Here is a 24394-nt window from a genome sequence, read left to right as displayed (position 1 = left end):
TTGCAGATCACGTTCATGCCTACTAATGAAAAGAGCTCGCTTTCAAAGCGAGCTCTTCTTCTTTGGTTCCCTTTTGGTCTTTATCATTCATTTTTTTAGTGGCGGTTCGTTCCGCTCTAATCTTTCATTCAGTGCAACAGCAAGTTCTTTAAAACGTTTCTCCTCTTCCGTGTTCAACTGATCACAAGAATGATCCCTATCCATCCAATAATCCCCGTCCAACAATTCATACATGTCGAGAAGTGTAATCTCTGGAGTGGCTGGATTATAAAAAACGGACAGCATCGGTTCCGGGCCATCATCCCAGTTATATTCGTTCACAATGGCATGTAATAATTCCGGAGAATTTATTCCTTCTATCTTATCGCACATCTTATTCTGAGACTCCTCATACAAAACCTCATCAACAAGCTTTTGCTCCTCCAGTGTCAGAGATAGGCGAACGGCTCCTTTGGTTTCGAGCAGTAGGTCAGCGAGCTTTTTATCTTTCCGGGCTACATTCCAAGCTGTAGCTAATAGCCCAGTGGCGAGTCAAGTTTTGCCCCAGCTTCCATGAGCTTTAACAGCGCTTCAATTTGCTTAAACTTTACAGCTTTTTTAAGTGGAGTATCACCAAGTTTATCTTGTGCCTCAAGTTCTGCTCCATGCTCAATCAATATTTCTATCGCCTGAACAGGCATTCGATTGGTCAAAAAAAGCATTAGCGGTGTTCTCCCCCCGCTCGTCTCGTTCATTCACATTCAGTTCAGCTGCTGCCTTCTGTACCAGTGAAAGATCATCTGTCTTACTAACTTCCTTCCAATTCAAGAGTACTCCCCCTCTACATATGTCCCGCTTCTTCAAACTGACTTCCTATGACTTCAGCATGTTTAAGAAGTACCCAATGATTAACTTCGTCGTATCCAGATACTTCGGCGGTCACTCGATAGCTTGGGTACATCCATTCAGCAGGGGTTGCGGATTTTAAGGCGGATGTGTTCGTTATACCTATGGCCGGGGTTTCCCTTAAGTTAATCAAAGTACCTTGTGGAAAAAAAGCTTCTATATACCCCTCCACTCGAGTCCCAACAGGAAACAGAGTTTTGGTTCGACGCCAGTCTTCCAAACCGAGTTGAAGCTGCTCGTACCACAGTTTCTCGAACTCCGCCTGATTAATCTCCTTGTAATAGGATTCCTGCGTATTCAGTGGATGTTCTGCCAGCATGAAATGATAGAAATCATGCTTTCGATTCGATGTGATACACGTGCCATCATCATGATAAACGATCTGTCTGTATGCCACACCGTCGTTATCAATTTCAAAATACCAGGTCCCCATCCCTTGCTCCTGTATATCTTTTAAATATTTCAAAACAGTCACTCCAATCGGATGAGAAAATCAAGGATGGTTGATACTCATCAATATATTCCTTGTAATCTTTTCGGGTTAGGTCGGTAATATAATCCGCAGTTCTGCTTTTCCAGTATAAGTAATCCAATAACAATAAATTAGCCACTGACCTTTATGCAGGAAAACAGTGCTATAAGTAGGAAGGGCTTTGTAACTTTTATTTCTATGAATATTCATCAATTCGTTAATAATCGGCAATTAAGCAGAGTTAGATAAATCCGTCTTCTGGTTCACCAACCTCAAATCCTACTAATTTTGTCGTTTCCAATTTAAATTTCTCTATCCAAGAACTCCACTCACTATTACTCATCTGTGCATAAAATGATAATCCACTTGGTTCAACAGAGGCCATAATAAAGACCTCATCATCTTCCTGACCGAACCAATAGGGGATTCCATTTTTATATCCTATCCAACCCGGCATACTCTCATATATAGTAGTTACTTTATCCCATACTTCATCAGGTAGGTAATACCATATATTTAGATTGCATTTTTGAGAGTGTATGTTACTCATTTGTGTCCCTCCTTAGCTTTAAAAGAACTACTATAATGGAACACGACTAAAAGCGATGTTCTTCCTTGGTGTATCTTGCAGAAAAACTAGCGGCCAATGAGGAATCTCTTTTCTATTGTACTTTTCTCCACTTTTCCAATAGGAGGTGTGAAGCGAATAGTTGAAGAGTTAAAAAAGTCAATTCTGATCTTTTCAAAGAGAACACTCAAAAGTTCGCTTCTCCTATATTCGTAACCATGTCGCTTGCAAATCTATTGTATTTGTTACATGTCCGTTTATTATTACGTCGTTGAATATCTCCACGTATATATATTTCGTTTGCTCTATTCTATAAATTTCATTTTGATTCAACCAACTCTTCCAATTAAATACAAGGAGAAATCCTATATTGTATAATTCTTCGTGAAATCCTCGAATTCCTTCAAATTTAAGCATATACCGTTTTTTGATGTGTGTTTATGGCTCGATAATAGAAATGTAAAAAAAGGCAGCTAATTTATGTATAAAAAAAAATGAAGCACTCCAATATGGAAGATTTCAAACCTTCTCATTCTGTGAAACAAAAGAGAAAAGCACCTGTAATGGATACAGTGAAACCAATCTTTGATAAATAGCTCTTGAAGGATTCGAGGAAGAAAAAGAAATATCGACGGACGAAAAAAAGAATGCACGATCTGTTGGTTAAGGAACTTGAACTCGAGGGTTCTGCAAATTCGGATCCCCGGGAGTATGTATTGAAACGGATACAAGAACGGTTAGCTTCCGCTCGAAGCAAAGTAGGGAACGTCATAGGTGGATATTGGGGATACGATGGATATTTACACTCACATCACAGAAGATACAGACAGTAATTTGAGTAGGCCTTTGATGAGTTACTTGAACAAAGACACCATTAGTAAAAATGTTTATATAAAAATGCCCATTTGGGGATAATCTCCAAATGAGCGAAAGCCTTGATGCAACAAGGTTTTAACGTTTTGAGAAATATACAGAAAAATTCTAAGTGCATTGAATACATCGTAATCCATTAATATCAACATTTTGGGAATTGTTATATGGATAAAAGTGTATGAAAAAGGATTGAAATTGACATTACTTGAACCAATTTGAACCAAAGTGATTGATGTTAGTTGAATACTATTAACTTGCTTTCCAGAATAGGGCGTTGTTTGTTCCACAATCGCGCCCTATTACGGCAAATAATGTTGGCAACACACTTTGTCAACATTAGAACAGTAGGGAGATGATAATTTGATAACTATGAAAACATTGAAACACGAAATACATAAAGCCCAGTGGCTGGATCTGATCAGGGAACAAAGTGCGAGTGATTTATTAAAGAAGTCCAGAGCCAGGCACCTAACTTATTAGCTTTATAATCCGAGTCTGGCACCTACTTCTGCATACTCTATATCTTTTCTTTCTGCATTCCAATTACCCCCTGTTTGTCCGTCCCATATCGCTCCTGTTTCAACGAAACCGACAGACGCAAACAACTTCCGGACGGCTTCGTTTACCATCCAATATGATGTAGCAACTGCATCGGCTTTTCCTTGTGGAAACGACTTTATGTAATCAATAACTTTCATCATTGCTTGTTTGCCAAATCCTTTGCCTTGATGCTTTTTATCAATCATAAAGCGGTTAAGTCCATAAGTAGATTTATCTCCATATTTTTCACATAAAATTGAACTTTCCGCCAGTTTGTAAAATCCAATATCGACATATCCTATGACTTCATCATTGTTGCATATAGCGAAGATCATAGGAGGTTTTTCGTCGTTGAGTATCTTTACATAGGCTTTAGCCAAACAATATATGCTGGAATCCACATTTCCTTTCTGCTCATCTGTTATGCTTAACTTCAACACTGCCTCAAAATTATCGTGGGTAATCTTTCTTAATTCAATCATTTTTCTTCCCTACTTTCGAAAATATAAATTTAAGTCCATTAACGACACTTCCACAGGAGTGCCGTGTACCAAATAAATCTAAATAAAGTGTACACGAAATCCCCATCTAATAGCAGGTGGGGATTATTTTACGCTTACCAACGATGTACAAACCCCCTTATTCCAGAATAGCGCCCGCACAGGGAACTTGACCGTTTCATGATTGGTCGACATGAACGATACACAATGAAATCTTTAATAGAATTTATTGAAAAACACTCGGTTTAATTTATTAACAGTTGATAAGATGCAAGGTTCGGAATACAATACAGTTGTATTCAACTAGCATCTATCAACTATTTTTTTGAAGGGAATTGATAGTATGGCTAGTATTATAAAAAGAGGGAAATCATATCGAGCACAAGTTTCTCTATACAAACATGGTAAACACAAAAAACTTTCTAAAACTTTTCCGACAAAAAGAGAAGCCGAACTTTGGGCTTTAGAAATGGAATTAGCGAAAGGAGAAGGTAAAGAACTTGCCCACAGAACAACAACATTTGCTGATTTCTTCGAGAACTGGATTTATCTTGTAAAGGTAAATGACGTTAAAGAATCGACATTTCAAAATTATGTTCGTACTTTGGGAGTTATTAGAAACCTATTTCAGGATATCCAATTAAAAGATTTAAATGATATTGTTGTTCAGAAGAAAATAGATGAATATGCCAAGACACATTCTCGAAAAACAACACATGAGGTGCTTCTAAAAATAAAAACATCATTACGTGATGCATATGCTCGTGGTTATATTGCAAATGATTTTGCTCGTTTGGTAAAAACACGTGGAGAAAACCCACCTAAAAGAAACAAAGCTTTATCTATAACTGACTTTAAAAAGCTTCGTAATTACCTTTTACAGCATTCTGAAGATGAATTTAACTTACTTGCATTAGAAACAGGTATGCGACGTGGAGAGCTACTAGCAATTCGACCGGAGAACCTTTACGAATACAGCCCTTATGAATACGGAATAGAAGTTAGACATTCGATCAGTCCTACTTCTGATGACACCTCATAGACACAGAATGCTAAACGTGATGTTTCTATCAACAAAGAAGTGTATGAGCTTATTCGTCAAATTCCCGTTGAAGACAATGGTTATATTTTCGGCTTTGGTGGCTTTAAACAATCGGAACAATTAGCCGAGTTATTAACGGAATTAAACATTAAAAGAACTACCTTTCACGGTTTAAGAGATACGCATGCATCGTTTTTATTTGCTCAAGATATAGATATTGCTTATGTATCCAAACGATTAGGACATATAAATATACAAACCACACAAAATTATTATCTAGAATTAATGCCAGAAAAAAAGCACCAGCAAGATGCCGATGCTTTAAATCTGTTAAGTGCTTTATAAGGTACAAGTTGATTTGAACCAACTTGAACCAAAAAACCTTTGTAAACGTTGATGCAATAAGGAATTGATTAACGTTTTGAGAACTGAGGTGCACGACGAGCGCCTTTAAGACCGTATTTTTTACGTTCTTTCATTTCGTATAAATCATAGTTAATCATAACTTGTTAAAACGGTGAAAAATCAAGCTTTTTGAAAATCTCCTAACTCTAATAAATCATTAATAATTTTTTGATTGTGGGTAAATTGTGGGTAAAACAAAAGAGCACAACGTGTGCAAGTAGTGTTGGTAGCACTCTTACACCGTCCGCCTAATCAGACTAGGCAAACACTTTGCTGTACCCTTGAATGTATTTTATTACATCTAAGGTTTCTTAGCAATGGTTTGCTTTAATATGGGTAAATCGTTGCTTTTTTGTTTCCTAAAAGGAGACATATCAATATGAAGAAACTAATCAAAGTTATTGCAAGTGTTGATTCTTTCAAAAATCTTTCTACATTCAACGAAATTGAAGAAATGAATATAACTGTTCGCAACTATAAAGACATTATTAAATCGGTTGTGATCCGTTCTGACGTAAAGTCTAGATTAATTGCATTATTGGAAGTATTAAAGCGCCATAGCTGCAAGCAAATCGGTGTAAGCTACATGAGTAAAAATACTATCGCTGAAAAGATGGAACTATCTTATAAAACAGTACAACGTTTAATGAAAAAATTAGAGGATCTAGGAATGATCCGTCAAATACCAATGAAAAGAAAATCTGATATGTTGCAAACTGCTAATGCAATTCAGATCATTCCAGATAAAAGTGATGTGTCCGACAAGACCCCTCCAAAAAAGTCCGAGAAGTGTCCGGCCATTAAAACCAATTCTAATTCTTTAAAACAAAATATTAATAATAAACGTAAAGCAACCGTTTCATTTGCTCAAGCTAATTTTATTGCTTCTTGGGTTCCAGAACAATTCGGAAAGATTGCTAACTGTTTCTATCATGAAGCTAAAACTATTAATGAATTTTGGAAAGTTGTTAAACAGAACAATCCTATCATCAATCATGTGGAAGGCAATCGAGCATTTACTGATAAGCAAGAATTACATATTGGAATTAAAGCATTTAAAGAGTTTGTTATGAAGGTTAAGAGTGGAATAAGTATTAAGAATAAATTTGGATACTTTAATGGGATTGTTAACAAGATTATGGACAAGCTTTATTTTGATGATGAATTTATGGGACTTATTTAATTTCATCAAATGTATGAACTTCACATCTAATTTTTTGCGATTGAACCCATGTTTCTAGTTTTTGTTTTCTCATATTGGTTGTTGTGAAAAAATATAGAATTGGTTGTGAATGTTTCTTTATATCGTTCCACATATCAGCATACTTTTCTATTTTCATTTTATTGTCTTTCATGGAACGTGTATTATCTATTTCGACTAAATGCAAATACCCATTTCGGTTAAATACTGCATCACTAATAACTTTCTTTTTGTTGGTGACAGTTATCCCTTTAATTTGTATTCCAAATTGATATTCAGGCTCATTTTTAGATTCAATTACATATTCTCTTTTCCAATCGAAAGGACAATTAAAATATATATAAGCTTGATTGGTTAGTAACAAGTGATCAAAAAGAATAGATTTCTTTATTTCCTTATCAGATCCGATAAATTCACGACCGACTTTATTAAGATAGATTATTTTTCGTTGACCTCTATCAACATGAAGAAAATCTGATAACTGATTAACAATCCTACATGTATTCCTATAGGTTCCCAGCTGCATAATTTCATGTAATTGTTTCACTGTAACTATGCCTAATTTATCTATCATTTGAAGAACTTTCTCTATTCTTTCTTGATTCATATAAATACCTCCTAATTGTTTCATCATCAATATATGGACATTGGAGTACGTGCTTTTCAGCTAATTTATATATTGCCCTGCCTGGTAATGGTTCAAGTTCTTCTGCACCCATTTCATCCAATATGACACGACTACCAACACCATCAGCTATTCGGAATGATATACGAGCAACCATATTCATTTTCACTTGCATAGGGACTGTTTCCCTTGTAGGGTATTGAGTCGCAAATATTAAGCGAAAACCAAGACCACCGCCAATACGAGCGATTTCACCTAAGTATATTTGTGCTAGTTCTGCATACTTTTTAAACTCTTTACTGACTAATTTAGGAGATAATTCGGCTCCTTCATCCACAATTATAAAGGTTCTTTCTTTTATATTTGTATCAGCAATGTTAGTCCAGGAGTGCTTTCTATATCGTTCTTCTTCTAATTTTATTAATTTATAAACATGATCCAAAGCTTTACATGCTTCAATTAAATCTGTTGCGACTGTTTGAACTTGGGGTAGATCCCTATACTTCCAAAATTCAAGACCGCCTTTTAAATCTAAGATAATGAATCTTACACGATCAGGATTAGAAAATAACACTGATGTAAATAGACTTTTTAAAAAGACAGTCTTTCCAAAGCGTGTTGTTCCTCCAATTAACATGTGTGGGTAATGCTCAAAATTATGATATATGATCTTTCTTTTCTTTCCTATCGGTACAAGCCAGGAATGATAATATAACCTGTCTTTGTCATAGTTCCAATTGGACAACTTATTATTTGGTACAAGTGCAGCCAAACCTACTAGAATAGGTGGCAAAAACCATTCAATCACTACACTCACCTCTTCATTGTTTATGTCACTGTAATGGTCATCAGGTGACTGCTTCACTGAACACTTCACTTTTTAATATATCTAGGTTTAAACTAACTTTTGAATGTCATTTCTACCAGCAACTATATATCTATATCCAAAATATAAAGACCTTTGAAAGGTGCTGAAAAAACCACAAGATACTCCCATACTTGGTTATCTCTAAAGCAATTTTTATAGCATCCTTATTTAACTTTTCTTCAAACTTTGATAAAAGAACGAGGGTTCCACCTGCTGATCCAATTGCTACCATACCAAAAGTAAAAGGATCCAATTATCTTCACTCTCCTTTTCATTGAATAGTACAGTGTATGGGCAAATGAAATAAAACATGCATGTCTATCACAAATATTTGTGAAAGGATTTATAAAAATATTTGTAGAAATATACTTTTGAGGTGCATAAAATGCTTAAAAGTAAAATAGGGATATTGTTGAGGACATCGAAATATAGAAGGGAACATATTCAAAAAGAACTAGGAGTGAGTGCTAATACATTGTCTAATTGGTCTACTGGAAAGACCTATCCAACAATGGATAAAGGCTATTTATTGGCAAGGTTATTAGAAGTTAATATAGAAGATCTTTATGAATGGATTGAGGAAGAAAAATAAACCATTCTTTCAAATCAACTTACAATATGAGATTATATACATACAATTCAATTAGACTAGAAAAAAGGGGGATTTATCATGGCTAAAGCAAAAAATAAAGTTATTGCTGGGGATTATCAGGGAAAGAATGTATTACAATCATTAGGAATGACTGTAAGCATTGCAACTAGTTTATTCAAAACTTTAGATTTAACTAAAGAAAACGTTGAAGAATATGAAGTGATTACAGAAGAAAGTAGAAAAAGTGCTACAAGTGCCGTAGGACGTGCTTTTGTTGGTGGGGTCATTTTAGGTCCTGTTGGTTGGCTAGCAGGGTTATCAGCTAAATCAAAAGGTATACATACTATTGCTATACAATTTAAAGATGGAAAAAAGAGTTTAATAGAAGTTGATGATAAAATATACTCTACTTTAATTAAGGTGCTTTTCTAACAAAATAAGCCGTCCGAAATTGGACGGTTTAATCTATTACAACAAGATTCAAAAGACTAGCAAATTCTATCTTCTTAATCCCTTCCTCTGTGGCTAATTTAATTTCTTTCTTTAACGGATCAATTGAACTTATATAACCAAATAGTTTTATTTCAAATCCTTCTTCATATATAGATAAATCTACATATAAATTGTACTCTTTTGCATATTTAATTAATCCCTCAAATTCCGAAATTCTATCTTCATCAAATATAGGCTTATTAATTTTTTGACTATCTATCCACATCTGTTTTGTTTCAGCTACATGTTCAGGCATCATAAAACCATGCCATTTTAACATTCCCCTATCCCTAATACTCATTAATCATTGCCTACCTTAAAATATTATTTTTTATAATCATACACGAACAGCCGTTCGTTTTCAAGTTGATTTACGAACAACTGTTTGTATATAATATAAAGAAAAAAGTGAGGGATAAAAATGAAGCTAATCCCTGAAAAGGATCAGATTGTTATTGAAAAAGCTATATATTTACCTATGGTTATAATCGTACTTAATCAAGATCTAAAAATAATTAATGATAGTCCAATAAAATTAAAATCACCTTATACGGAATGGATAGAAAAAACAATCATCACTGTCCAAAAAGAATTATCCGATGTTAAACGTTATATGAAACACAATCAAATAAAAGTGGAAAAAGTGAAAACTGATGAATCATTTACTCAATATGTTTTTATCTATAAAGGATATGAAGATATCAATAATTACTTTAATCCGAGACTTAGAAACCGAACTGAAGAATTATTAAAGTATTACCTATATCAAAGATTTAATGACAATAACAACTAGTACCTTCATAATTAAACTGGGGTGAATACTTTGACCATAAACATAGATATATATTTAAAATTAGAAGATAAATACTATCAAAAAGGTGGTAGATTCTCCACACTATCACCCTTCAATGGTGCAAAGGATGCTGCCAAATATGCTTATATTTACATCAAACAATTCAAAAGAGAACACGGAAACAAAGAGATTGAAATTTATAAAGTTATTTATGAGGAAACTATAGATATTACTGAAGATGTTCAGAAGTTATATAAGAATGGAAATTTATATCTTGTGAAATAAAATATGCCCCCCTCTCAAATGAGAAGGGGATTTTTTATTAAATAATTTTAAACCAGGCATTAATGCTTTTTAAGAACTGTTCCATTTCTTTTGCTTTTGGTGTTCCTTCTGTAAACTGTCCAATTTCAAATGAAAGTGATCCGCCATCGTTCCGAGTAGGCTTAAAATAATAACCTTTTTGGATAAGGAAATTATGAACCTTTAGTAGTGATTCACCAGAATAGCCACCAGTATAAAAAGAAATTTTCTTTTCCACATTTGCCACCTCTGTTTTAATATCTGATTTCACCAAATTAATAAAGTCATTCCAGCTGATACCTTTTGCTCCACTTCTAAGATTTCTAGGACAGTTCTTTCCACTCCAATGATTATGTTGTACTACTTTCGACAATGGTATTTTAAATGTATTCATAAGATGATTTGTTAACCATGCAGCGTTTTCTACTGACTTTTTAAAATCACCATCACTGTTAACACAAATTTCTATACCGATTGATTTCATATTACCTGATCCATTTCCATCCCCTGCATGCCAACCCACCTCATTTGTTGGCAATGACTGATAAATAGAATCATCATCAACTTGAAAATGCCAAGATGCTTGTCTACTATTTCCGTTATATTGTAATTTTGCATGTGCTTCATCATTGGCACCTTTAGCCGTATTATCCGTTTCATGAATAGTAATATATTCAGGATTCATTTTGATACCAGGACGAGTAAAAGTATTTGATTTAGGAATAAATTTTTGATTAATTTCCACCGTTCATACACTCCTTTCAATAAAAAAGAGTAACGACTATTTGCCATCACTCTTCACTAAATTTTTAGTGCCACTATACAATCCTGTTGCTGATAAACCAAGCATCAACCCAACAATAATTCCTTCTTTTATTGGTGTATCTAAATAAAAAATACCTGCTAACAATCCAAAAAAGACAGCTATAACAGGAGAATATTTTTCTGGTAAACCTACCTTCTTAAAAAACTGAACTAAAGCTAAAATTAATGGAATAATCGCCACATCATGTATTTCAAACATTATTTATCCTCTCCTTTAAACATTCTTGTTTCGATTTTGGTTAAACGCTCTTTCACATCTTCTGATAAAGTTTGAATAACATTTACATACTTATCTTCACGTGCAATATATCTGTTTTCTCTTTGATTGTTGGTATATAGCACCCATAAAAGTAAAGCTATGAATAAAGCAAAAGGCAAACCGTAAAGGCTTGCTGCATCGGTGAATAACTCCCATAAAGTTGACATTGTTAACCCCTCCTAATTTAAACCATAAAAAATACACCTACTCTGCAGGTGCTACATAATCCTCTTTTGTTATTTGTTTATATTCTTCTGGTGTAATTTCGTTCCATTGTACTGCTGAATTTAAGTCATCTTTGCTTGCCCAACCAACTTTATAAGCCCTTTCCCAAAATGACATTATGCGTTACCTCCTTTTAAACGTGCAATGTCTAACTTTGTTTGTACCAACTCTTGACCAAGCGTTTTGACTAGTTCCTTTGTTTGTGCATGAGCCAATTTTTCTTGCACTAATTCAAGTCCTAAAGCATCCAATGAAATTGGAATACTTTCTTGTGCTTCTCTAATTTCTTTAATTTTGCTTAATGGCACTTCATTTAGGATTCTCAATCAAACGCACCCCCAAAACCGTTAAATTTAACCTGGTCATGTGCTGTTCCTTTGTTGATGGTAAAACGGATATTAATTCCCCATTGCTCGGCTGTTTTCTCTGTATTCGTAAAGTGGAATCCTCTTTTATTCATAGCCATTCCAGTTACGTCCTCCCATGTAGGTACTTCATCAAAGGCATTGTTACATGCTTCAATAACAATCGTTGATCCAATCGGTAAATACACATCAGGAGTAACAAGGATTCTAGTTGCAGCTATATCCGTAACAAAAGGATTTTTTAATTCTAATTGAATCGTATCTTCGGTTCTTGTAAATGTGTATGTTCTAGTTGATTTCGCCCCAAATGAGTCCTTTGCTTCAATAGTTAGCTTGTGTTCCTGTTCAAGTTGCAAAGGAATCCACATTTCAATAGGGATTTCTATTTTGTATTCTGCCCCTAACTCTGCATCAAATGTTCGAATGACTTGACCATTGATTCTTTCAGTGATTGTTGCTGTTTGTTTCTCAGGATCATCTACCTGGTATGTGATTGATGGTGTTTCAAGTAATTCCCCTAGATCTTCATCCGTTCCAGAAATAACAGGTGGTCTGTTGTGAATCACTCGGAATTTTCTTTCCTCAACTGTAGATATACCGCCTTGTCCATCATCTGCCCATACTTTTAATGTGTGATCCACATTTTCAGGAAGATCATTTGTTAAAGGTGTTGCACCATCGTAAACACGCTTATTGCTATATGTGATTTTTTTCGAAAACTCGATAGGTGTTGATCCGTCTGATAAGGCAGATTGGATATTTCGAATTGTTCCATCGTTAATCTGCATTTTGATAATAATATTATCGTTTGCATCCGTATCCCTTGCGCTACCATCCACAAGAACCTCATTTTGTCCTTCTGTTTCAGACATTATGAAGTTATTGGCTGTATTTAAAAGAATAGTAGGAGTTACATTGTGTTGGATCACGTAAACGTCCGAATAAATATAATCAGAATATACGTTATTAGTATCCTGTGCGCGTACTCTAAATTGAACTTTTGTAAATGACTTATTAGTAGTAGTCCTGTAATTCCTAGTCGTACTAATATCATTCGTTTGTACACTAAAACCATTTTCGTTGTACTGCATTTCCCAATCGTAACGCTTTATATTAGGTGATGTACTAGGATTGAATGTAAATGTTACTAACTCATCCGGTTTTAGTATTGTACCTTGTTTTGTTGTTGTAATTGGCCCCGGCGGTGCAATGGATTGATTGACGCGGCTACCTCGTACCCACCAATATCCACCTTGTTGCCCATCGGTTGGGTATGTTCCTTCTTCGGCTATGATACCGGATTGAATGAGTGATCCTCTAACGTCCTTCGTTTGTCCAGTTGTAGTTGATTGGTAAATAATACCCTCTTGACACTGTTGTGGAGGATCATCATTAACAATATACGTAAACTCTGATGAACTAGCTTTGAATGCATATATTTTACCAATGATTATATACCATCCAACATTTTCTCTCGGATATCCGTCACGCGGATTTCCAGACCCTTTGATTTCTCCTGTGATTTCATCGAAAGTATACGACGGGTAAAATGTATATCTTGCATTAACATATATTCTCGTTAAATAAGCGGTTTGGGACGCAATATATTCTTTTAAAAAATACGTCTTAACTTTGTCTATATTATACTTACTCCAATAATACTTTGGCTTTGTGACGGTGAAAACGGCGCTTTCTCTCCATGCGCTTTCTAGTCCTTCGGAATCCACCGCTTTCACTCGGAATTTTAATGTTTTTGCGGTAGGTATGGTGATTTCTGTACTAACGCTTGTACTCGGTGTCGTTACTCTTTTTAACCCCGTCCAAGTCGCTCCATCTATTGATTGTTCCAAAACATAAGTTAGGGTTGTCGTTTGTGCGTCCGTAGACCCTCCCCACGTCAACACCCTACTATCGCCAATCTCTAAATTTCCCGTCAGTTGCGTGAATACTCCTGGCGTTGTTGGCGCGGTGTTTTTTGGTTGTTGTTCTAATTGCCAATAAAATTCTGTGGCTCCACTAAAGGTGTTTCCTTCGAATGTCACAAGGGAATTACCCGGTATCAAGCCATCATTTGAAATAGGATAAACGCCGGGTGATATATATCCAAAATCTTTGTAAGTATAGTTATTTTCATTCAACGCTCGCATCTGAAGTGATCCGCCGCCGTTATTTGACCATAAATTCAATCTATAATCATATTTAGAAAAGTCAAACACTACCGTAGGGTAGATTGGTGAAAGTAAATTCCCGCATTGTCCCTTAGTCCCTATTGGTGTCCAAACCATTAAATTACCTCCCCTGTTTCAATGGTAAATGTTCGAATTACTTGATACATTCCTACATCACCAACCTCTTATTTACACTGTCATAAACCCCACGACTAACAATCACATCGTCAAGCGTATAAAAATCCTCTGTGAATTGATTGTTTGTGAAGTTATTAGAGAAGGATTGTTCTAGGTTTGTTAGTTTTAATGATATTTTGGAAATATCATCGGTGTTCTTTTCTGCCCTTTGACTAGTAGCATCCAACCGAATAACCAATTTATTAAATTCTTCCCTGGAAACATAGCCAGTGTTAGATATAACGGCTGTTATTTCTTTAGCATTGCCAACTATAACAATAATTTCAAATTCTGCATTAACACCAGTTGTACCACCGTTAGCAGGTAGAAAGTCGGCTTCTTTTGCAAAGATAATTCCAAAAAGAATTTCTCCTTCATCTGGATCTTCAGCAAAAAGACCTACTTCCCAAACATAAAACCCTTCTGTTAATCCTTCGTTATCAATAGAAGAATGGATCTTACATTGATCTATTTCAACTTGAATACCTGAGATTCCTAAATCTTTTTTAGGACTGATTAAAGCTGTAAGATCATCTATGTTTTGACCGTTGTTTTGACCATCCCCAATAGAAACCTTTGTAAATTTTAATAAAACCCCTGACTCTGCTTTAGCTTGTAATTTACGACCCTTTTTGGTCATGTACATATTTGTGTAATCTGCCATTAATGAATCACCTCCGGCTTAATGGTTGTTTTGTTTCGTATGGAAATAATACCTGCTGTAGTAACATCTAAATTAAGATTAGGCATTGTGAATTTAATAGGGTTGATTGTGATTCTTTTTCTTACAGAAATAACCCCACCATAAAATTGATGAAATTCTATTTGATTGCTAATTTTAATTAATGCACCTAGATGTGCAGGTTTAATTTCATTTATCATGTAATCAAATAAAGGGTAATTTAAATTAGGGTTTTTATTGTCATTTGCATTAAAACGAAATACGATCTTCCCATCAAATTCAACTTTTACAACTGTCTGCAAAATTGATGAAGCAACTGCTTCCAGTAAAGCACGGTCAACTTTTCCCCCTGACCGCCATTTTGCTTTTATTGCTGCTCGTCTACTCTCTAATGTACTGTTAGGAGAAACAACAAGATCTAATTCCTTTTCATAAAAAACTAGTCCCCAAGTAGCTGTATCAACAATAAATTGCTTTTGAATATCCTTGATCTGTTCATCTAATAATCCGAATTGCTTTGCTTCAGCTTCAAATTTTTCTATGAAAATATTACTTTTTCGTTCATAGGTAGGAATGCTTTTAATCATTTCATTGAACAATCTCAACACCACCAAGAACCGCAATTTCTTCATTTCCTATTGAAACATTAATAACCTCATCATTAATTTTTAAATTAGAGTAATCTTCCACACCTTCACTATCCAAAATCAAACTACCTGATTGAGCATAAGAAACAAAATCTTGTTTGAAAGCTATCTTTTTCAAGTAATCAACTATCATTTTTGAAACATTTTCTTCAGCTACTTCCACACTATATCCAGCCTTTAGAGTGGCATTAAACACTAAATTAATAGGTATAGGAATTGCACTAATAACGGTACAATAAGCACCTATAGGCGCTTGTCCATCTCCTAAGCCTGTTCCATTTGGATCTATATGTTTCTGTACCTCTTGAACAAGCAATGGGGATGCAGGTTGCATATTAGAATCAATGATGACAATTTTTACTGTGTTATCACCGTTCCATAATGGAATAACTTTAACTTCCCCTACACCCGGTACTTCTTTCGCCCAACTTTTATAATGATAAATATTTCCACTGGTTGCAGGGGTTCGAATACGTTCCTTGTATCGCTCTCTTAAATCATCGTCTGATTCTTCATCATAACCATCGGTGGTGGGATAAATATTTGTAATACTATTAATTCCAGCAAGGGATATTGGAATTTCAATGATTTGTTGTGCAGGTGTATTTCCGATATTGCCAGGTATAACAGCACGAATTTTAACATTACCTACCTGGTTAATTAGTTTGGTTTCTGTAGAAATAAATTGCACCCCTGATTTAGTTTCAAATAGATCACCTTGATTTATGGTTCCATTACCCTTTACTTCTAATTCTCCTACTGAAAAAGTAGCCTTTCGTCTTTCTTGACCGGTTCTCTGATATATAAACCTTTCTAGTTCTTCACCAGTTAGATTATCCACATCGAATTTTTCAACTACTTCATTCATAGACTGATAAGCTTTTTCAAATTGGTTTGCAGAAGGCTTCGTAGTATCGTAAATAAATGATCCGTCTGTCTTGTCATATTCATTTGAAATATCATTAAGCATTTCATTATGAATTTCTTTCGCTTTTTTATCTTCAAACACTAAAATTCCACCTCCTGTTCAAAAGAATCATCAAAAGTTATTACTCGGAATTTTATTCGCATCCACTTCCCATCACGTTCAAATTCCCAATTCTCCACACTTCTGATATGAGTGTGTCTAAGTAATGATGTTGTCACTTCTCTTTTAATTTCTGCTTCAATAAATGAACGTGGAAAATTTGATCCAATTAAATCTTCAAGTCTCACCCCGTATTCAACACCATCATAAATTCGGAATCTAAAACGTTCTGTTTTTAAAACTTTTGTAATCCATTGCTTTAAGACATCAATTCCATGAAGTTCAATCATTTTTCCATCTTTTAATACAAAATCACATTTATCAAAGTCATATAAAAAAGACTTACCTAATGGTGGCAAGTCCTCTGTAATAGTTTCTGTATCAAATTCTAATTCTGTTATTTGTGGCAGCATTATTCGAACCTCACCGCCTTACATAATACAAAGTATAATTGATCATCTGTTGTTGGCATTAAGATAACTTCATCACCTTCTTTTACAGTGTCTTTTGTTGTCATCTTAACGTCTTTCGCTTCAAAGGTTGTATCAACATTTAAGGTTGTAACAGTAGCACCATCAGAAGTAGATCCACAATCAGAATCAGTGAATTTTATTTCTCCTTTTAATTCTAATTCTCGTTCATATTCTTCAAGCATATGTGCAGACCATACCAGATTATTGTTATATAAAATAACAACATCATTTAGCCTTATTTTTGCATTTGGTGGAGGAGATATGACTTTTCCAGTAGTAATTGATGAAGGAATTTGGTTATCTCTATCTTTAAATAATTTCGCCATTTTGGTTCCCATTATTTCACCTCTAATCCAAGTGACATCTTGTGAAAACCACCACTGATTGTATGACCTACATCTTTAATTAAATATGTGCCAACTATTCCAGTTATCGGTTCTTTAAGTTGAAGTAAACGCCCTGATTTTACTCGGTCATCACCTAATAATTCTATACTTGTTTCTTCAACGATTTTAGCCAATTGTTTCAGTTCGTTTTGTGCAATTTGTGAAGCACTTCTTTTTTCATCCTGATCTAAAGAAACAACCTTTTGTAATTTGCCGTATTTATTAACCAAGGAACTGTTTTCTTTAGTTAAAATTAATTTATCATTTGAAACTATTTGAATGGAATTTATCATGTCAGTTATACTACGTTTTTTTGAAGGATTAGAAATAGCTGCTGTTACATCAACTTCAGATAAATTTTTAGCAAGTTTAAATGTACCTTTAATAATTAGATCCGATTGTTTTTCAATAAATAATTTTCCTTGTCGCATCTCCATTAAATACTTTATTCCTTGCTTTTGTTCAGCCATTCCAATAATTTCTTTGATAATATCACTTACTTTTTTATCATTAAAAATTTTATTGATTTTTGTTGGCATAGATACAATTTTTCCAATAGGTACATTAAAATCTTTACAAATCTTTTTTATCGCTTGATCCGCAGTGATTTTATTAAATTGGTAGACGGCATTTGATTTGTTTAGGTAAAAGGCAAAATCATAAGAAGTATAAGTAATCGGATCTCTTCCCTGCTTAGTTTCATCTACAATTATTGATCTAGTGATTTCATAATCTCCATTTTTCAAAATAACCATATCACCTAAGTCACATGGATTTTTTGGGTGGAAACGTGAATCATTATAAGCTATATCAAAATCTATCTGATCACCTAATTCATCAATGTTACTTTTCCAACTAATTGAGCCAATAATTGGTGTAATGTTGGTCATAGTACCACCCTTAACTAACCATAATTCATGACCCATTAATCACACCTTCTTTTTAACCAAATTAACAAACTTAAATTCGGATAATGAGAGAGAATAATATACATCACCAGTACCATCTTGCAATCCATATTCAAAGTTATCAATAACCATAGGTAAATTGACTGGTGTATTTGTAGCGACCAATCTAATAGGTATTCTTCTGTCAATCCATGATTCTATAATTTCAACATACTCCCATCCATGATAAGTTTTATCTCTGGAAAATGGATAATCCTTTGCTGGGAAAAATGAGGAAATTGTTATTGCTTTAAGACCCCTAAGACCAATTAATTTTATATCACCTTGATTAATAGTCGTATAGGTTTCATTATTTACTGGACTAGGAATTTTAAATTCAGAAGGGACAATAGGAAGCTGTATAACTTGTTCTCTGTTATTGATACTTAAAAATATATCCACTCTCTCACCTCCTACATGTTTGCTAAAGCCTTTTCTATTTTTGATACCATTTCATCCATTATTTCATCAGTAGTTTTATCCATACCCTGAATAATGATTTTTTCAATGACTACACTTTTACCCTCATTCCTAGCCATTTGAACACTTTTATCATGAGGATAGACACGTGATCCATTTGGAAGATCAACAATTTCTCCACCACGTTCATTAATTTGAGCAAGTCCACCAGTAAAATACTGTGTACCCTTTGCAAATTGGGGAATAGTAGGGATATTCATTTCAAATCCTTTTCCACCAATACCAGGCACCCAATCAGGGATTTTAATAGAAGCAAAATTATTAAAGCCTTCTATCATTTCATTAATACCGCCAATAATAAAATTTACCCCTGTTCGTGCAGCAGACTTCATGCCTTCCCACATTCCTGAAAATCCTTCTGAAATTCCAGTCCAAGCATTAGTAAGCATATCCCATAATTGCCCTGCTTTTTCTTTTACCGTGTCCCAGTTTTGCCAAAGAAGGACACCCACCGCAATAACGGCTCCAATAGCCATTGCAACCCACCCTAATGGTGAAATAGCCAATGTACCATTCAATAAAGCTGTAGCAATCTTTACTCCGTTGGTTACACCCTTCCAAATGTTTTGAGCTGCAGTAACTGCAATCACTCCAGCCTTATATGCCCCTATTGCTCCAGCAACACCCATTACAATCGGTCCAATTAGTGACCAATTTCCAGAAATAAAATTGTAAACACCGACAATTCCATTTTTGACTTCACCTAAACCTGTTTTAATTGTATCTAGGGTTACTTTAATTTGTGGCCAATAACTTTTAACATTATTTGCAAAGTTAACGGCTCCTGTCATCATCTTGCCGAATATAGGAACTATACCTTCAGCTTTAGTTGCAAGGGTATCTAAAAGTTCTGATCCTCCTGAATCCTGAAACGCTTCAGATATGCCTGTTTTGACGTTTCGCCACATACTAGTCATTCTTGCTCCAAAACCTTTATGTATGGCTTCTTCTGCCTTTTTAGTGGCTCCTTCAAAATCTCCTAAAGCATCTTTTCCATCACTCATTGCTAGAACTACTTTACTTCTTAGGTCTTCCCATTGTGTTCCAAACAAAGCTACACCAGCAGCATTTCTTTTAACTGGATCTTTCATTGCAGCAAGACCAGCCACGGTTGCATTGAATGCACCTTTTGCAGTATCGCCACCAGCTGCAAACTTATCAGCCATTTCATCAGCTTTTAATCCAATTAGTTTGAAACCTTCTGCTGTTGAATCTGATCCATCTATTGCCCTTATTCCTAATTCTTTAATGGCATCTCCAACTTTATCAAGGTTGAAGGCTCCTGCATCTGCACCTTTAATGAGCATGTTTGTAAATTCTTCAGCATTCATGCCCATGTCTGCAAAATATCCTGAATACTCGTTGAAGGTATCTAAAAGATCCCCTGCATAGTCACCTGTCTTTTGAAATGCAGTTGTCATTAAATCCATTGCGGTATTTTCAGACAGTCCTTTAAAGTTTGCAGTCATTGTTTTGACGGATTTTCCAACCTCGTTCACTCCTGCGCCCCATAAATCACTGATTGTACTCGCACCCATAGCAAGATCTTTTAATTCCTTATCATTCAAGCCTTTAAACATTGCTTTTAATGTGCCTATTTCACTGGTCACTTCGTCTATACTTTCGCCAAAACCTGCCTTAAATACATCTTTTGCAATTCCTTCTAATCCTTTTAAGTCGGCTCCAACTATGCCTGTTTTAGCTGATAAACGATCAAATGCTGTTTCAGTTTCAATAATTGCTGATCCAACTGCCCCAATGGATGCTATACCTGCCCAGGCACTAACAACACCTGTTACACCCTTAGCAACTGAAGAAAAACTTGAAACGGCAGTTGCTCCAAACTGTTTAATTTGATTGCCTGTATACTTTACCTTCTGTTCTAAATCTTTTACTCCACCAGTAGCCTTTTTAACACCAGAAGCAAAGTTCTTGTCTTTAAGTGTCAGAACACCAGAAATGACCCTTTTTCCTGCCAAATGTTCTCACCACCTCAATAAAAAAAGAAAAAGCCTATTTGGTTCCCCATCTGGCTTTTTCTTCGTCAAAATATAAATCCATGCTTGCTATCATAAATTCTTTTTCGTCAAAAGGTAGATTTAATAGATCACTTAATTTACGCCCTTTATGAATAAAGTGATGAAGAAAGTAAAAATCATCATCACTTTTAATTAGTTTTTTAAGTCTTTTACCCTTTTTGCGCTGCTAATGTACCCCGATAGTTCTAATCCTGCTTGAGAAATACTAGCAATTTCACCTGGATCAAAGATTTTTTCTACAATATCAGTTGGTTCAACACACCCATATGCTTTTTGTAATTCAGTATCTTTCAAATCAGGTTCAACAACAATATTATATGTCATGTAAACATCTGCTTGATCTGCTTGATCTTTATCCCTGGACATTGATATGGTATCAAGACACAATGAACGTTCTGGTTTACGAATGGTAATACTTGCATCTAAACGTTGAATATATAACTCCTCTGTTACATCCTTCTTTACTTGATATTTCTCTTTTTCCTTAATTAAATCAGTTAGTGTTAATTTTTTGATCTCAGTCATTTTTCTTTTCTCTCCTTTAAGCACTTATTAAATCAATTGGATCATAGTCTGCAAAGTTAAATGGTAATTCTTCTGTCGCAAGGGTTTTTTGTTCAAATTGCATTAACATAAATTCGTTAAAAGTTACCTCATTTATTGCTACACGTTCAGCACCAAAAGCATCTGGATCAGCAAGTTTTCCAACTAGATTTATTTCAGGCAATTGACCTTTCTTTACACCATCGGCTAATAAAGAAGCTCCACGACTATAGACTTTTTTGACTGTCAAAGTTCCTTCACCAGTCCATCCCGTCATTTTCTTATGAGTAGCTAAATCTTCAGCCATATTTACATCTTCATAATCAATAGTCACTTTAGCTTCAAAGCTTTCAACATCTAACCACTTTTCGTTATTGACCCAAACGGAACCAAATGTTCCATTTATTTGTCTGGTAGATTTTACTTTCTCCATTCTTCAAACCTCCTTATATAGCAATATCAAAGTCTAAGTCTTCCATTGTATCCACAATCTTAATATTTGCCGCAGCAAAAACATTTTTCTTAAATGATCTTTCTTTTACCTTCTGATCATCCCAACTACTTGTATCGGTTCCGATACCTTCCCAAGCAAGTCTTTGAGCATTTACATTTATATCTGCTTTATTTGCAAAGTTAGGATCAAGAAGTTCATTCCCTGAGAGGTCTGTGAAGTATGCATTTATAGAACGGAAGAAAAGGACTTGATTGTCATAAATGTTATTTACTTTACCAACATAATGATCATTGTATGTTGTACGAATATCATCCTTAATCAAATCCATTACTTCAACAACACGAATTGATTTAAAATCCTCTGTTTTTGATGTGGTTGTAGATGTTAAACTATTAACACCGCGACCAATCTTTATTTTTTCACCATCATTAATAAGGATTAGTTCTCCGTTGTCTACTGCTGCATCTGGATCATCAATTTCTGTAATACTGTCTATTTCGTTCAACTCATAATAAGTTGAAGAACGTGTGAACGGTAAACCTGCTAATATTCCAGCAATTCGTGCAGTATATTCGGCAGTGGTATATTCATTTTCGCCAACCTTAATTCCTGAAGTAGTAAAGTTAATAACTCCTTCATGATCTGCTTGTTCATTTGGAAGGACAGCTTTAAAAGTCTTTTTATTATTTTCACGTTTTGTTTTAATCCATGTTGAAATTAGGCTAGTATCTTTTCCATCAATTTGAGGAATTGCAAGGTAATTAAATCGTTTATTATTCAGACGTTTTAAAGCTTCGTTGTAATCTGTTACGTCTGAAGCTAAACGTTCACAAATAACTTTACTCGGTGTACCTTTAAAGGTTTTATGAATGTAGTCTAAAACTTCCGGTGTCCAATCAGATGCTTCAATTTCTTCAATACCTTTGTAAATTTTCGTATCAAAGTTACCTACATCATCTTTTAAAATTAGTGCAACAATACCTAATTGACTTCGTTGTACTGCGGTTACTGCTTTGCCTTTAAATTCAATATTTATTTCAGGTAAACCCACTTTGATCACTCCTTTTCAATCTCTAATTCTTCCATCTTTTCAATTGGATGCTTTTCATAAAATTCCTTATCAGAGATTTCATCTGGTAAGTTCTCTAAACCATCAAATTCACGACCATCATAGAAATTAATATCAAAAGAAAATTCCAGCACACCATCCGTTATTTCGCTATTGGTTTCATCTATATTAAACAAACGATCTTGCACTTTTAGCTTTAATTCAAAGATTCCTTCAAGTTGTTCCTGGACGTCCATTAACTCAATAGAATAATCATTTTCATCAGAAGGAAAATAATTTATCCGAACTGTTAAATCTTTATAAATCTGATTAACATCACTTGAACGTCCATTTGTATCTAACTGCACAAAAAAAGAAGGTCTTTCAAAACCTTCTTTCACATCATTGCTATTGATTGCAATATTATTAAATTCACTTTTAATCTTTGAATTAATAGCTTTTTTAATATCTTTATAACTAATCATCATAAACCACCACTGTCTAACATATCATCCAACCAGTCAATTAACATATCTTCAAACTTACCGCTATTATCGAATTTTTTCATACCCTTCTCCATTACATGTTTACCAGGAACAAAACCTACTTCCTTTCCATCCTTAGTAACTTGTCTATGACCATTTTCAATCAAATGAGCATGAGGGGATGAATTAATAATACGAACAACAATCTGATTTTCACGATCTCTAAACACTTTTCCTCGTTTAAAGCGTTTATGATAAGCACCAGTATCTTTTTTAACTGCACTTTTAGCAAGCCTTGATACATCGGTTCTTGCCTTACTGCCAATTTTCCTCATAATCTTATAGGATTCTTTTGGTAACTTTTTTTGTGCAACCTCCAACAAATCCTTTTGGAAATCCGTTAATCCTTCCATCTTAAAATCCATCAGTTCATCAACTCCTGACAGAAAATTTCTAGTGTTTCATTTTTGAAATAAGGATTAAGAATGTACTTAATTTCAAAACGATGACCACGAAAGAGTATTTGCATGTCCTTTGTAACGTCCTTACCTGATAAATAACGGACAATTATTTTATGGGTGACATTTGTTAGGATTGTATCAGCCTGTTGTTTTTGCAAATTACCTGTTTGAGGAATAATTTCAGCATAAATAGATTTTATTTTTTCAAATTTATATGTTGTTTCATCAAGTTCATTTATAACTTTTTTATTTTCATAGATGTCAATAAGATGTTTGAATTTATTGGTTTGTCTCTTCGGCATCGCTATAAACCTCCTGGACAAAGAAAGGTGTCATGGCATCCAAAGCATCACCTAATTCCTTTTCAGAAACACGATATTCATAATAAATGCCGGCTACCATAATTACTAAATAATCGGTCTGTTTGCCTGTCGCATTTTCCACGTATTTTCTAGCCTGTTCAATATAAAAAGAGAGCATGGAATCATCCATGTCCTCTTCACAATGAATATGACTTTTTAACTTAGGAATTAATTGATCCATA

At 34.5% G+C, this 24394-nt stretch carries 39 protein-coding genes and 1 pseudogene; 7 read left to right on the top strand and 33 right to left on the bottom strand.

Going from position 1 to position 24394, the window contains the following annotated elements; all coding sequences use genetic code 11:
• Nucleotides 1–87: 87 nt before the first annotated feature.
• The 7 genes from NST63_RS01155 to NST63_RS01130 form a co-directional block, all read right to left on the bottom strand.
• Complete coding sequence (locus NST63_RS01155; RefSeq protein ID WP_341041077.1) at nt 88–372, bottom strand: DUF4274 domain-containing protein; 285 nt, start codon at nt 370–372, stop codon at nt 88–90.
• A gap of 140 nt (nt 373–512) precedes the next feature.
• Complete coding sequence (locus NST63_RS01150; RefSeq protein WP_341041076.1) at nt 513–701, bottom strand: ankyrin repeat domain-containing protein; 189 nt, start codon at nt 699–701, stop codon at nt 513–515.
• Nucleotides 649–807: a hypothetical protein gene (locus NST63_RS01145; RefSeq protein ID WP_341041075.1), complete on the bottom strand. Its 159-nt coding sequence runs from the start codon at nt 805–807 to the stop codon at nt 649–651. Before NST63_RS01145 ends, NST63_RS01150 begins: the two co-directional genes overlap by 53 nt.
• A gap of 13 nt (nt 808–820) precedes the next feature.
• On the bottom strand, nt 821–1351 hold the full coding sequence (locus tag NST63_RS01140) for a hypothetical protein (protein WP_341041074.1): 531 nt from the start codon (nt 1349–1351) through the stop codon (nt 821–823).
• A gap of 247 nt (nt 1352–1598) precedes the next feature.
• Nucleotides 1599–1907, bottom strand: a complete 309-nt coding sequence (locus tag NST63_RS01135) for a hypothetical protein (RefSeq protein WP_212946414.1) — start codon at nt 1905–1907, stop codon at nt 1599–1601.
• Nucleotides 1908–2129: 222 nt separating this feature from the next.
• A complete protein-coding gene (locus NST63_RS27745) occupies nt 2130–2342 on the bottom strand; it encodes a hypothetical protein (RefSeq protein WP_436580682.1) in 213 nt (70 codons plus the stop codon).
• A gap of 938 nt (nt 2343–3280) precedes the next feature.
• Nucleotides 3281–3820 carry a GNAT family N-acetyltransferase gene (locus tag NST63_RS01130; protein WP_071976260.1) on the bottom strand — a complete coding sequence of 180 codons (540 nt, stop codon included), beginning with the start codon at nt 3818–3820 and terminating at the stop codon, nt 3281–3283.
• Between the two features lie 361 nt (nt 3821–4181).
• Here NST63_RS01130 and NST63_RS01125 point away from each other — a divergent pair, with 361 nt between their 5' ends.
• Together NST63_RS01125 and NST63_RS01120 are read left to right on the top strand one after the other, a co-directional pair.
• Nucleotides 4182–4880: a phage integrase SAM-like domain-containing protein gene (locus NST63_RS01125; protein ID WP_341041073.1), complete on the top strand. Its 699-nt coding sequence runs from the start codon at nt 4182–4184 to the stop codon at nt 4878–4880.
• A 39-nt stretch (nt 4881–4919) separates the two neighbouring features.
• Nucleotides 4920–5225: a tyrosine-type recombinase/integrase gene (locus tag NST63_RS01120; RefSeq protein WP_242598362.1), complete on the top strand. Its 306-nt coding sequence runs from the start codon at nt 4920–4922 to the stop codon at nt 5223–5225.
• Nucleotides 5226–5293: 68 nt separating this feature from the next.
• Here NST63_RS01120 and rpsI read toward each other — a convergent pair.
• Nucleotides 5294–5359 (bottom strand): annotated as a pseudogene (gene rpsI / locus NST63_RS01115) (30S ribosomal protein S9); the annotation flags it as partial.
• A gap of 305 nt (nt 5360–5664) precedes the next feature.
• On the opposite strand from rpsI, the gene NST63_RS01110 reads away from it, so the two are divergent.
• Nucleotides 5665–6468: a helix-turn-helix domain-containing protein gene (locus NST63_RS01110; protein ID WP_341041072.1), complete on the top strand. Its 804-nt coding sequence runs from the start codon at nt 5665–5667 to the stop codon at nt 6466–6468.
• Here the strand turns inward: NST63_RS01110 and NST63_RS01105 are convergent.
• The 3 genes from NST63_RS01105 to NST63_RS01095 all read right to left on the bottom strand — a co-directional run bounded on the left by NST63_RS01105 (nt 6461) and on the right by NST63_RS01095 (nt 8232).
• Nucleotides 6461–7093: a replication-relaxation family protein gene (locus NST63_RS01105; protein WP_341041071.1), complete on the bottom strand. Its 633-nt coding sequence runs from the start codon at nt 7091–7093 to the stop codon at nt 6461–6463. The genes NST63_RS01110 and NST63_RS01105 overlap by 8 nt on opposite strands.
• Complete coding sequence (locus tag NST63_RS01100) at nt 7050–7976, bottom strand: FtsK/SpoIIIE domain-containing protein (RefSeq protein ID WP_341041070.1); 927 nt, start codon at nt 7974–7976, stop codon at nt 7050–7052. Before NST63_RS01100 ends, NST63_RS01105 begins: the two co-directional genes overlap by 44 nt.
• Before the next feature lie 73 nt (nt 7977–8049).
• Nucleotides 8050–8232: a hypothetical protein gene (locus NST63_RS01095; RefSeq protein WP_341041069.1), complete on the bottom strand. Its 183-nt coding sequence runs from the start codon at nt 8230–8232 to the stop codon at nt 8050–8052.
• A 132-nt stretch (nt 8233–8364) separates the two neighbouring features.
• Here NST63_RS01095 and NST63_RS01090 point away from each other — a divergent pair, with 132 nt between their 5' ends.
• A complete protein-coding gene (locus NST63_RS01090) occupies nt 8365–8571 on the top strand; it encodes a helix-turn-helix transcriptional regulator (RefSeq protein WP_341041067.1) in 207 nt (68 codons plus the stop codon).
• A gap of 78 nt (nt 8572–8649) precedes the next feature.
• Entirely contained in the window at nt 8650–9003 is a 354-nt protein-coding gene (locus NST63_RS01085; RefSeq protein WP_341041066.1) for a hypothetical protein, read from the top strand.
• A 28-nt stretch (nt 9004–9031) separates the two neighbouring features.
• On the opposite strand, the gene NST63_RS01080 is transcribed toward NST63_RS01085, so the two are convergent.
• Nucleotides 9032–9343 (bottom strand): YolD-like family protein, encoded by a 312-nt coding sequence (locus NST63_RS01080; protein WP_341041065.1) that lies wholly within the window; start codon nt 9341–9343, stop codon nt 9032–9034.
• 141 nt (nt 9344–9484) lie between these two features.
• Between NST63_RS01080 and NST63_RS01075 the strand changes: the two genes are divergently transcribed.
• Both NST63_RS01075 and NST63_RS01070 read left to right on the top strand, forming a co-directional pair.
• Nucleotides 9485–9856, top strand: a complete 372-nt coding sequence (locus NST63_RS01075; protein ID WP_341041064.1) for a hypothetical protein — start codon at nt 9485–9487, stop codon at nt 9854–9856.
• Between the two features lie 30 nt (nt 9857–9886).
• Nucleotides 9887–10141, top strand: coding sequence for a hypothetical protein (locus NST63_RS01070; protein WP_341041063.1), 255 nt, complete (start codon nt 9887–9889; stop codon nt 10139–10141).
• 37 nt (nt 10142–10178) lie between these two features.
• Here the strand turns inward: NST63_RS01070 and NST63_RS01065 are convergent, their stop codons facing one another.
• The 21 genes from NST63_RS01065 to NST63_RS00965 all read right to left on the bottom strand — a co-directional run bounded on the left by NST63_RS01065 (nt 10179) and on the right by NST63_RS00965 (nt 24393).
• Nucleotides 10179–10904, bottom strand: coding sequence for a peptidoglycan recognition protein family protein (locus tag NST63_RS01065; protein ID WP_341041062.1), 726 nt, complete (start codon nt 10902–10904; stop codon nt 10179–10181).
• A gap of 36 nt (nt 10905–10940) precedes the next feature.
• On the bottom strand, nt 10941–11183 hold the full coding sequence (locus NST63_RS01060; protein WP_341041061.1) for a hypothetical protein: 243 nt from the start codon (nt 11181–11183) through the stop codon (nt 10941–10943).
• On the bottom strand, nt 11183–11410 hold the full coding sequence (locus NST63_RS01055) for a BhlA/UviB family holin-like peptide (RefSeq protein ID WP_341041060.1): 228 nt from the start codon (nt 11408–11410) through the stop codon (nt 11183–11185). The genes NST63_RS01060 and NST63_RS01055 overlap by 1 nt, the downstream gene beginning before the upstream one ends.
• Nucleotides 11411–11447: 37 nt before the next feature.
• A complete protein-coding gene (locus NST63_RS01050; protein ID WP_341041059.1) occupies nt 11448–11585 on the bottom strand; it encodes an XkdX family protein in 138 nt (45 codons plus the stop codon).
• Nucleotides 11585–11794, bottom strand: a complete 210-nt coding sequence (locus NST63_RS01045; RefSeq protein WP_341041057.1) for an XkdW family protein — start codon at nt 11792–11794, stop codon at nt 11585–11587. Before NST63_RS01045 ends, NST63_RS01050 begins: the two co-directional genes overlap by 1 nt.
• On the bottom strand, nt 11791–14118 hold the full coding sequence (locus NST63_RS01040; protein WP_341041056.1) for a hypothetical protein: 2328 nt from the start codon (nt 14116–14118) through the stop codon (nt 11791–11793). Before NST63_RS01040 ends, NST63_RS01045 begins: the two co-directional genes overlap by 4 nt.
• Before the next feature lie 52 nt (nt 14119–14170).
• On the bottom strand, nt 14171–14842 hold the full coding sequence (locus tag NST63_RS01035) for a hypothetical protein (RefSeq protein ID WP_341041055.1): 672 nt from the start codon (nt 14840–14842) through the stop codon (nt 14171–14173).
• Entirely contained in the window at nt 14842–15459 is a 618-nt protein-coding gene (locus NST63_RS01030) for a putative phage tail protein (RefSeq protein WP_341041054.1), read from the bottom strand. Before NST63_RS01030 ends, NST63_RS01035 begins: the two co-directional genes overlap by 1 nt.
• On the bottom strand, nt 15449–16516 hold the full coding sequence (locus tag NST63_RS01025) for a baseplate J/gp47 family protein (protein WP_341041053.1): 1068 nt from the start codon (nt 16514–16516) through the stop codon (nt 15449–15451). The genes NST63_RS01030 and NST63_RS01025 overlap by 11 nt, the downstream gene beginning before the upstream one ends.
• The gene (locus tag NST63_RS01020) at nt 16516–16947 is read right to left on the bottom strand and encodes a DUF2634 domain-containing protein (protein ID WP_341041052.1); all 432 of its coding nucleotides are present in this window, start codon (nt 16945–16947) and stop codon (nt 16516–16518) included. The genes NST63_RS01025 and NST63_RS01020 overlap by 1 nt, the downstream gene beginning before the upstream one ends.
• Nucleotides 16947–17345: a DUF2577 family protein gene (locus NST63_RS01015; RefSeq protein ID WP_341041051.1), complete on the bottom strand. Its 399-nt coding sequence runs from the start codon at nt 17343–17345 to the stop codon at nt 16947–16949. The genes NST63_RS01020 and NST63_RS01015 overlap by 1 nt, the downstream gene beginning before the upstream one ends.
• Nucleotides 17345–18319 carry an XkdQ/YqbQ family protein gene (locus NST63_RS01010; protein ID WP_341041050.1) on the bottom strand — a complete coding sequence of 325 codons (975 nt, stop codon included), beginning with the start codon at nt 18317–18319 and terminating at the stop codon, nt 17345–17347. The genes NST63_RS01015 and NST63_RS01010 overlap by 1 nt, the downstream gene beginning before the upstream one ends.
• Nucleotides 18320–18322: 3 nt before the next feature.
• Nucleotides 18323–18742, bottom strand: coding sequence for a hypothetical protein (locus NST63_RS01005; protein WP_341041049.1), 420 nt, complete (start codon nt 18740–18742; stop codon nt 18323–18325).
• An 11-nt stretch (nt 18743–18753) separates the two neighbouring features.
• Nucleotides 18754–20799, bottom strand: a complete 2046-nt coding sequence (locus NST63_RS01000) for a phage tail tape measure protein (protein ID WP_341041048.1) — start codon at nt 20797–20799, stop codon at nt 18754–18756.
• A 192-nt stretch (nt 20800–20991) separates the two neighbouring features.
• The gene (locus NST63_RS00995) at nt 20992–21384 is read right to left on the bottom strand and encodes a phage tail assembly chaperone (RefSeq protein WP_341041047.1); all 393 of its coding nucleotides are present in this window, start codon (nt 21382–21384) and stop codon (nt 20992–20994) included.
• Between the two features lie 16 nt (nt 21385–21400).
• Nucleotides 21401–21835 (bottom strand): phage tail tube protein, encoded by a 435-nt coding sequence (locus tag NST63_RS00990; protein ID WP_341041046.1) that lies wholly within the window; start codon nt 21833–21835, stop codon nt 21401–21403.
• 13 nt (nt 21836–21848) lie between these two features.
• Nucleotides 21849–22907 (bottom strand): phage tail sheath C-terminal domain-containing protein, encoded by a 1059-nt coding sequence (locus NST63_RS00985; protein ID WP_341041045.1) that lies wholly within the window; start codon nt 22905–22907, stop codon nt 21849–21851.
• Between the two features lie 5 nt (nt 22908–22912).
• Nucleotides 22913–23389 (bottom strand): phage tail terminator family protein, encoded by a 477-nt coding sequence (locus NST63_RS00980; protein WP_341041044.1) that lies wholly within the window; start codon nt 23387–23389, stop codon nt 22913–22915.
• Nucleotides 23389–23814 (bottom strand): HK97 gp10 family phage protein, encoded by a 426-nt coding sequence (locus NST63_RS00975; protein ID WP_341041043.1) that lies wholly within the window; start codon nt 23812–23814, stop codon nt 23389–23391. The genes NST63_RS00980 and NST63_RS00975 overlap by 1 nt, the downstream gene beginning before the upstream one ends.
• On the bottom strand, nt 23814–24152 hold the full coding sequence (locus NST63_RS00970) for a phage head closure protein (protein ID WP_341041042.1): 339 nt from the start codon (nt 24150–24152) through the stop codon (nt 23814–23816). The genes NST63_RS00975 and NST63_RS00970 overlap by 1 nt, the downstream gene beginning before the upstream one ends.
• The gene (locus NST63_RS00965; protein ID WP_341041041.1) at nt 24130–24393 is read right to left on the bottom strand and encodes a head-tail connector protein; all 264 of its coding nucleotides are present in this window, start codon (nt 24391–24393) and stop codon (nt 24130–24132) included. The genes NST63_RS00970 and NST63_RS00965 overlap by 23 nt, the downstream gene beginning before the upstream one ends.
• Between the last annotated feature and the right edge of the window lies 1 nt (nt 24394).

Source organism: Heyndrickxia sp. FSL W8-0496, assembly GCF_038007825.1.
GTDB lineage: Bacteria > Bacillota > Bacilli > Bacillales > Bacillaceae_C > Heyndrickxia > Heyndrickxia oleronia.
The sequence above is the reverse complement of the archived record's forward strand: the minus strand, read 5'-3'. Positions and strand labels throughout refer to the sequence as shown.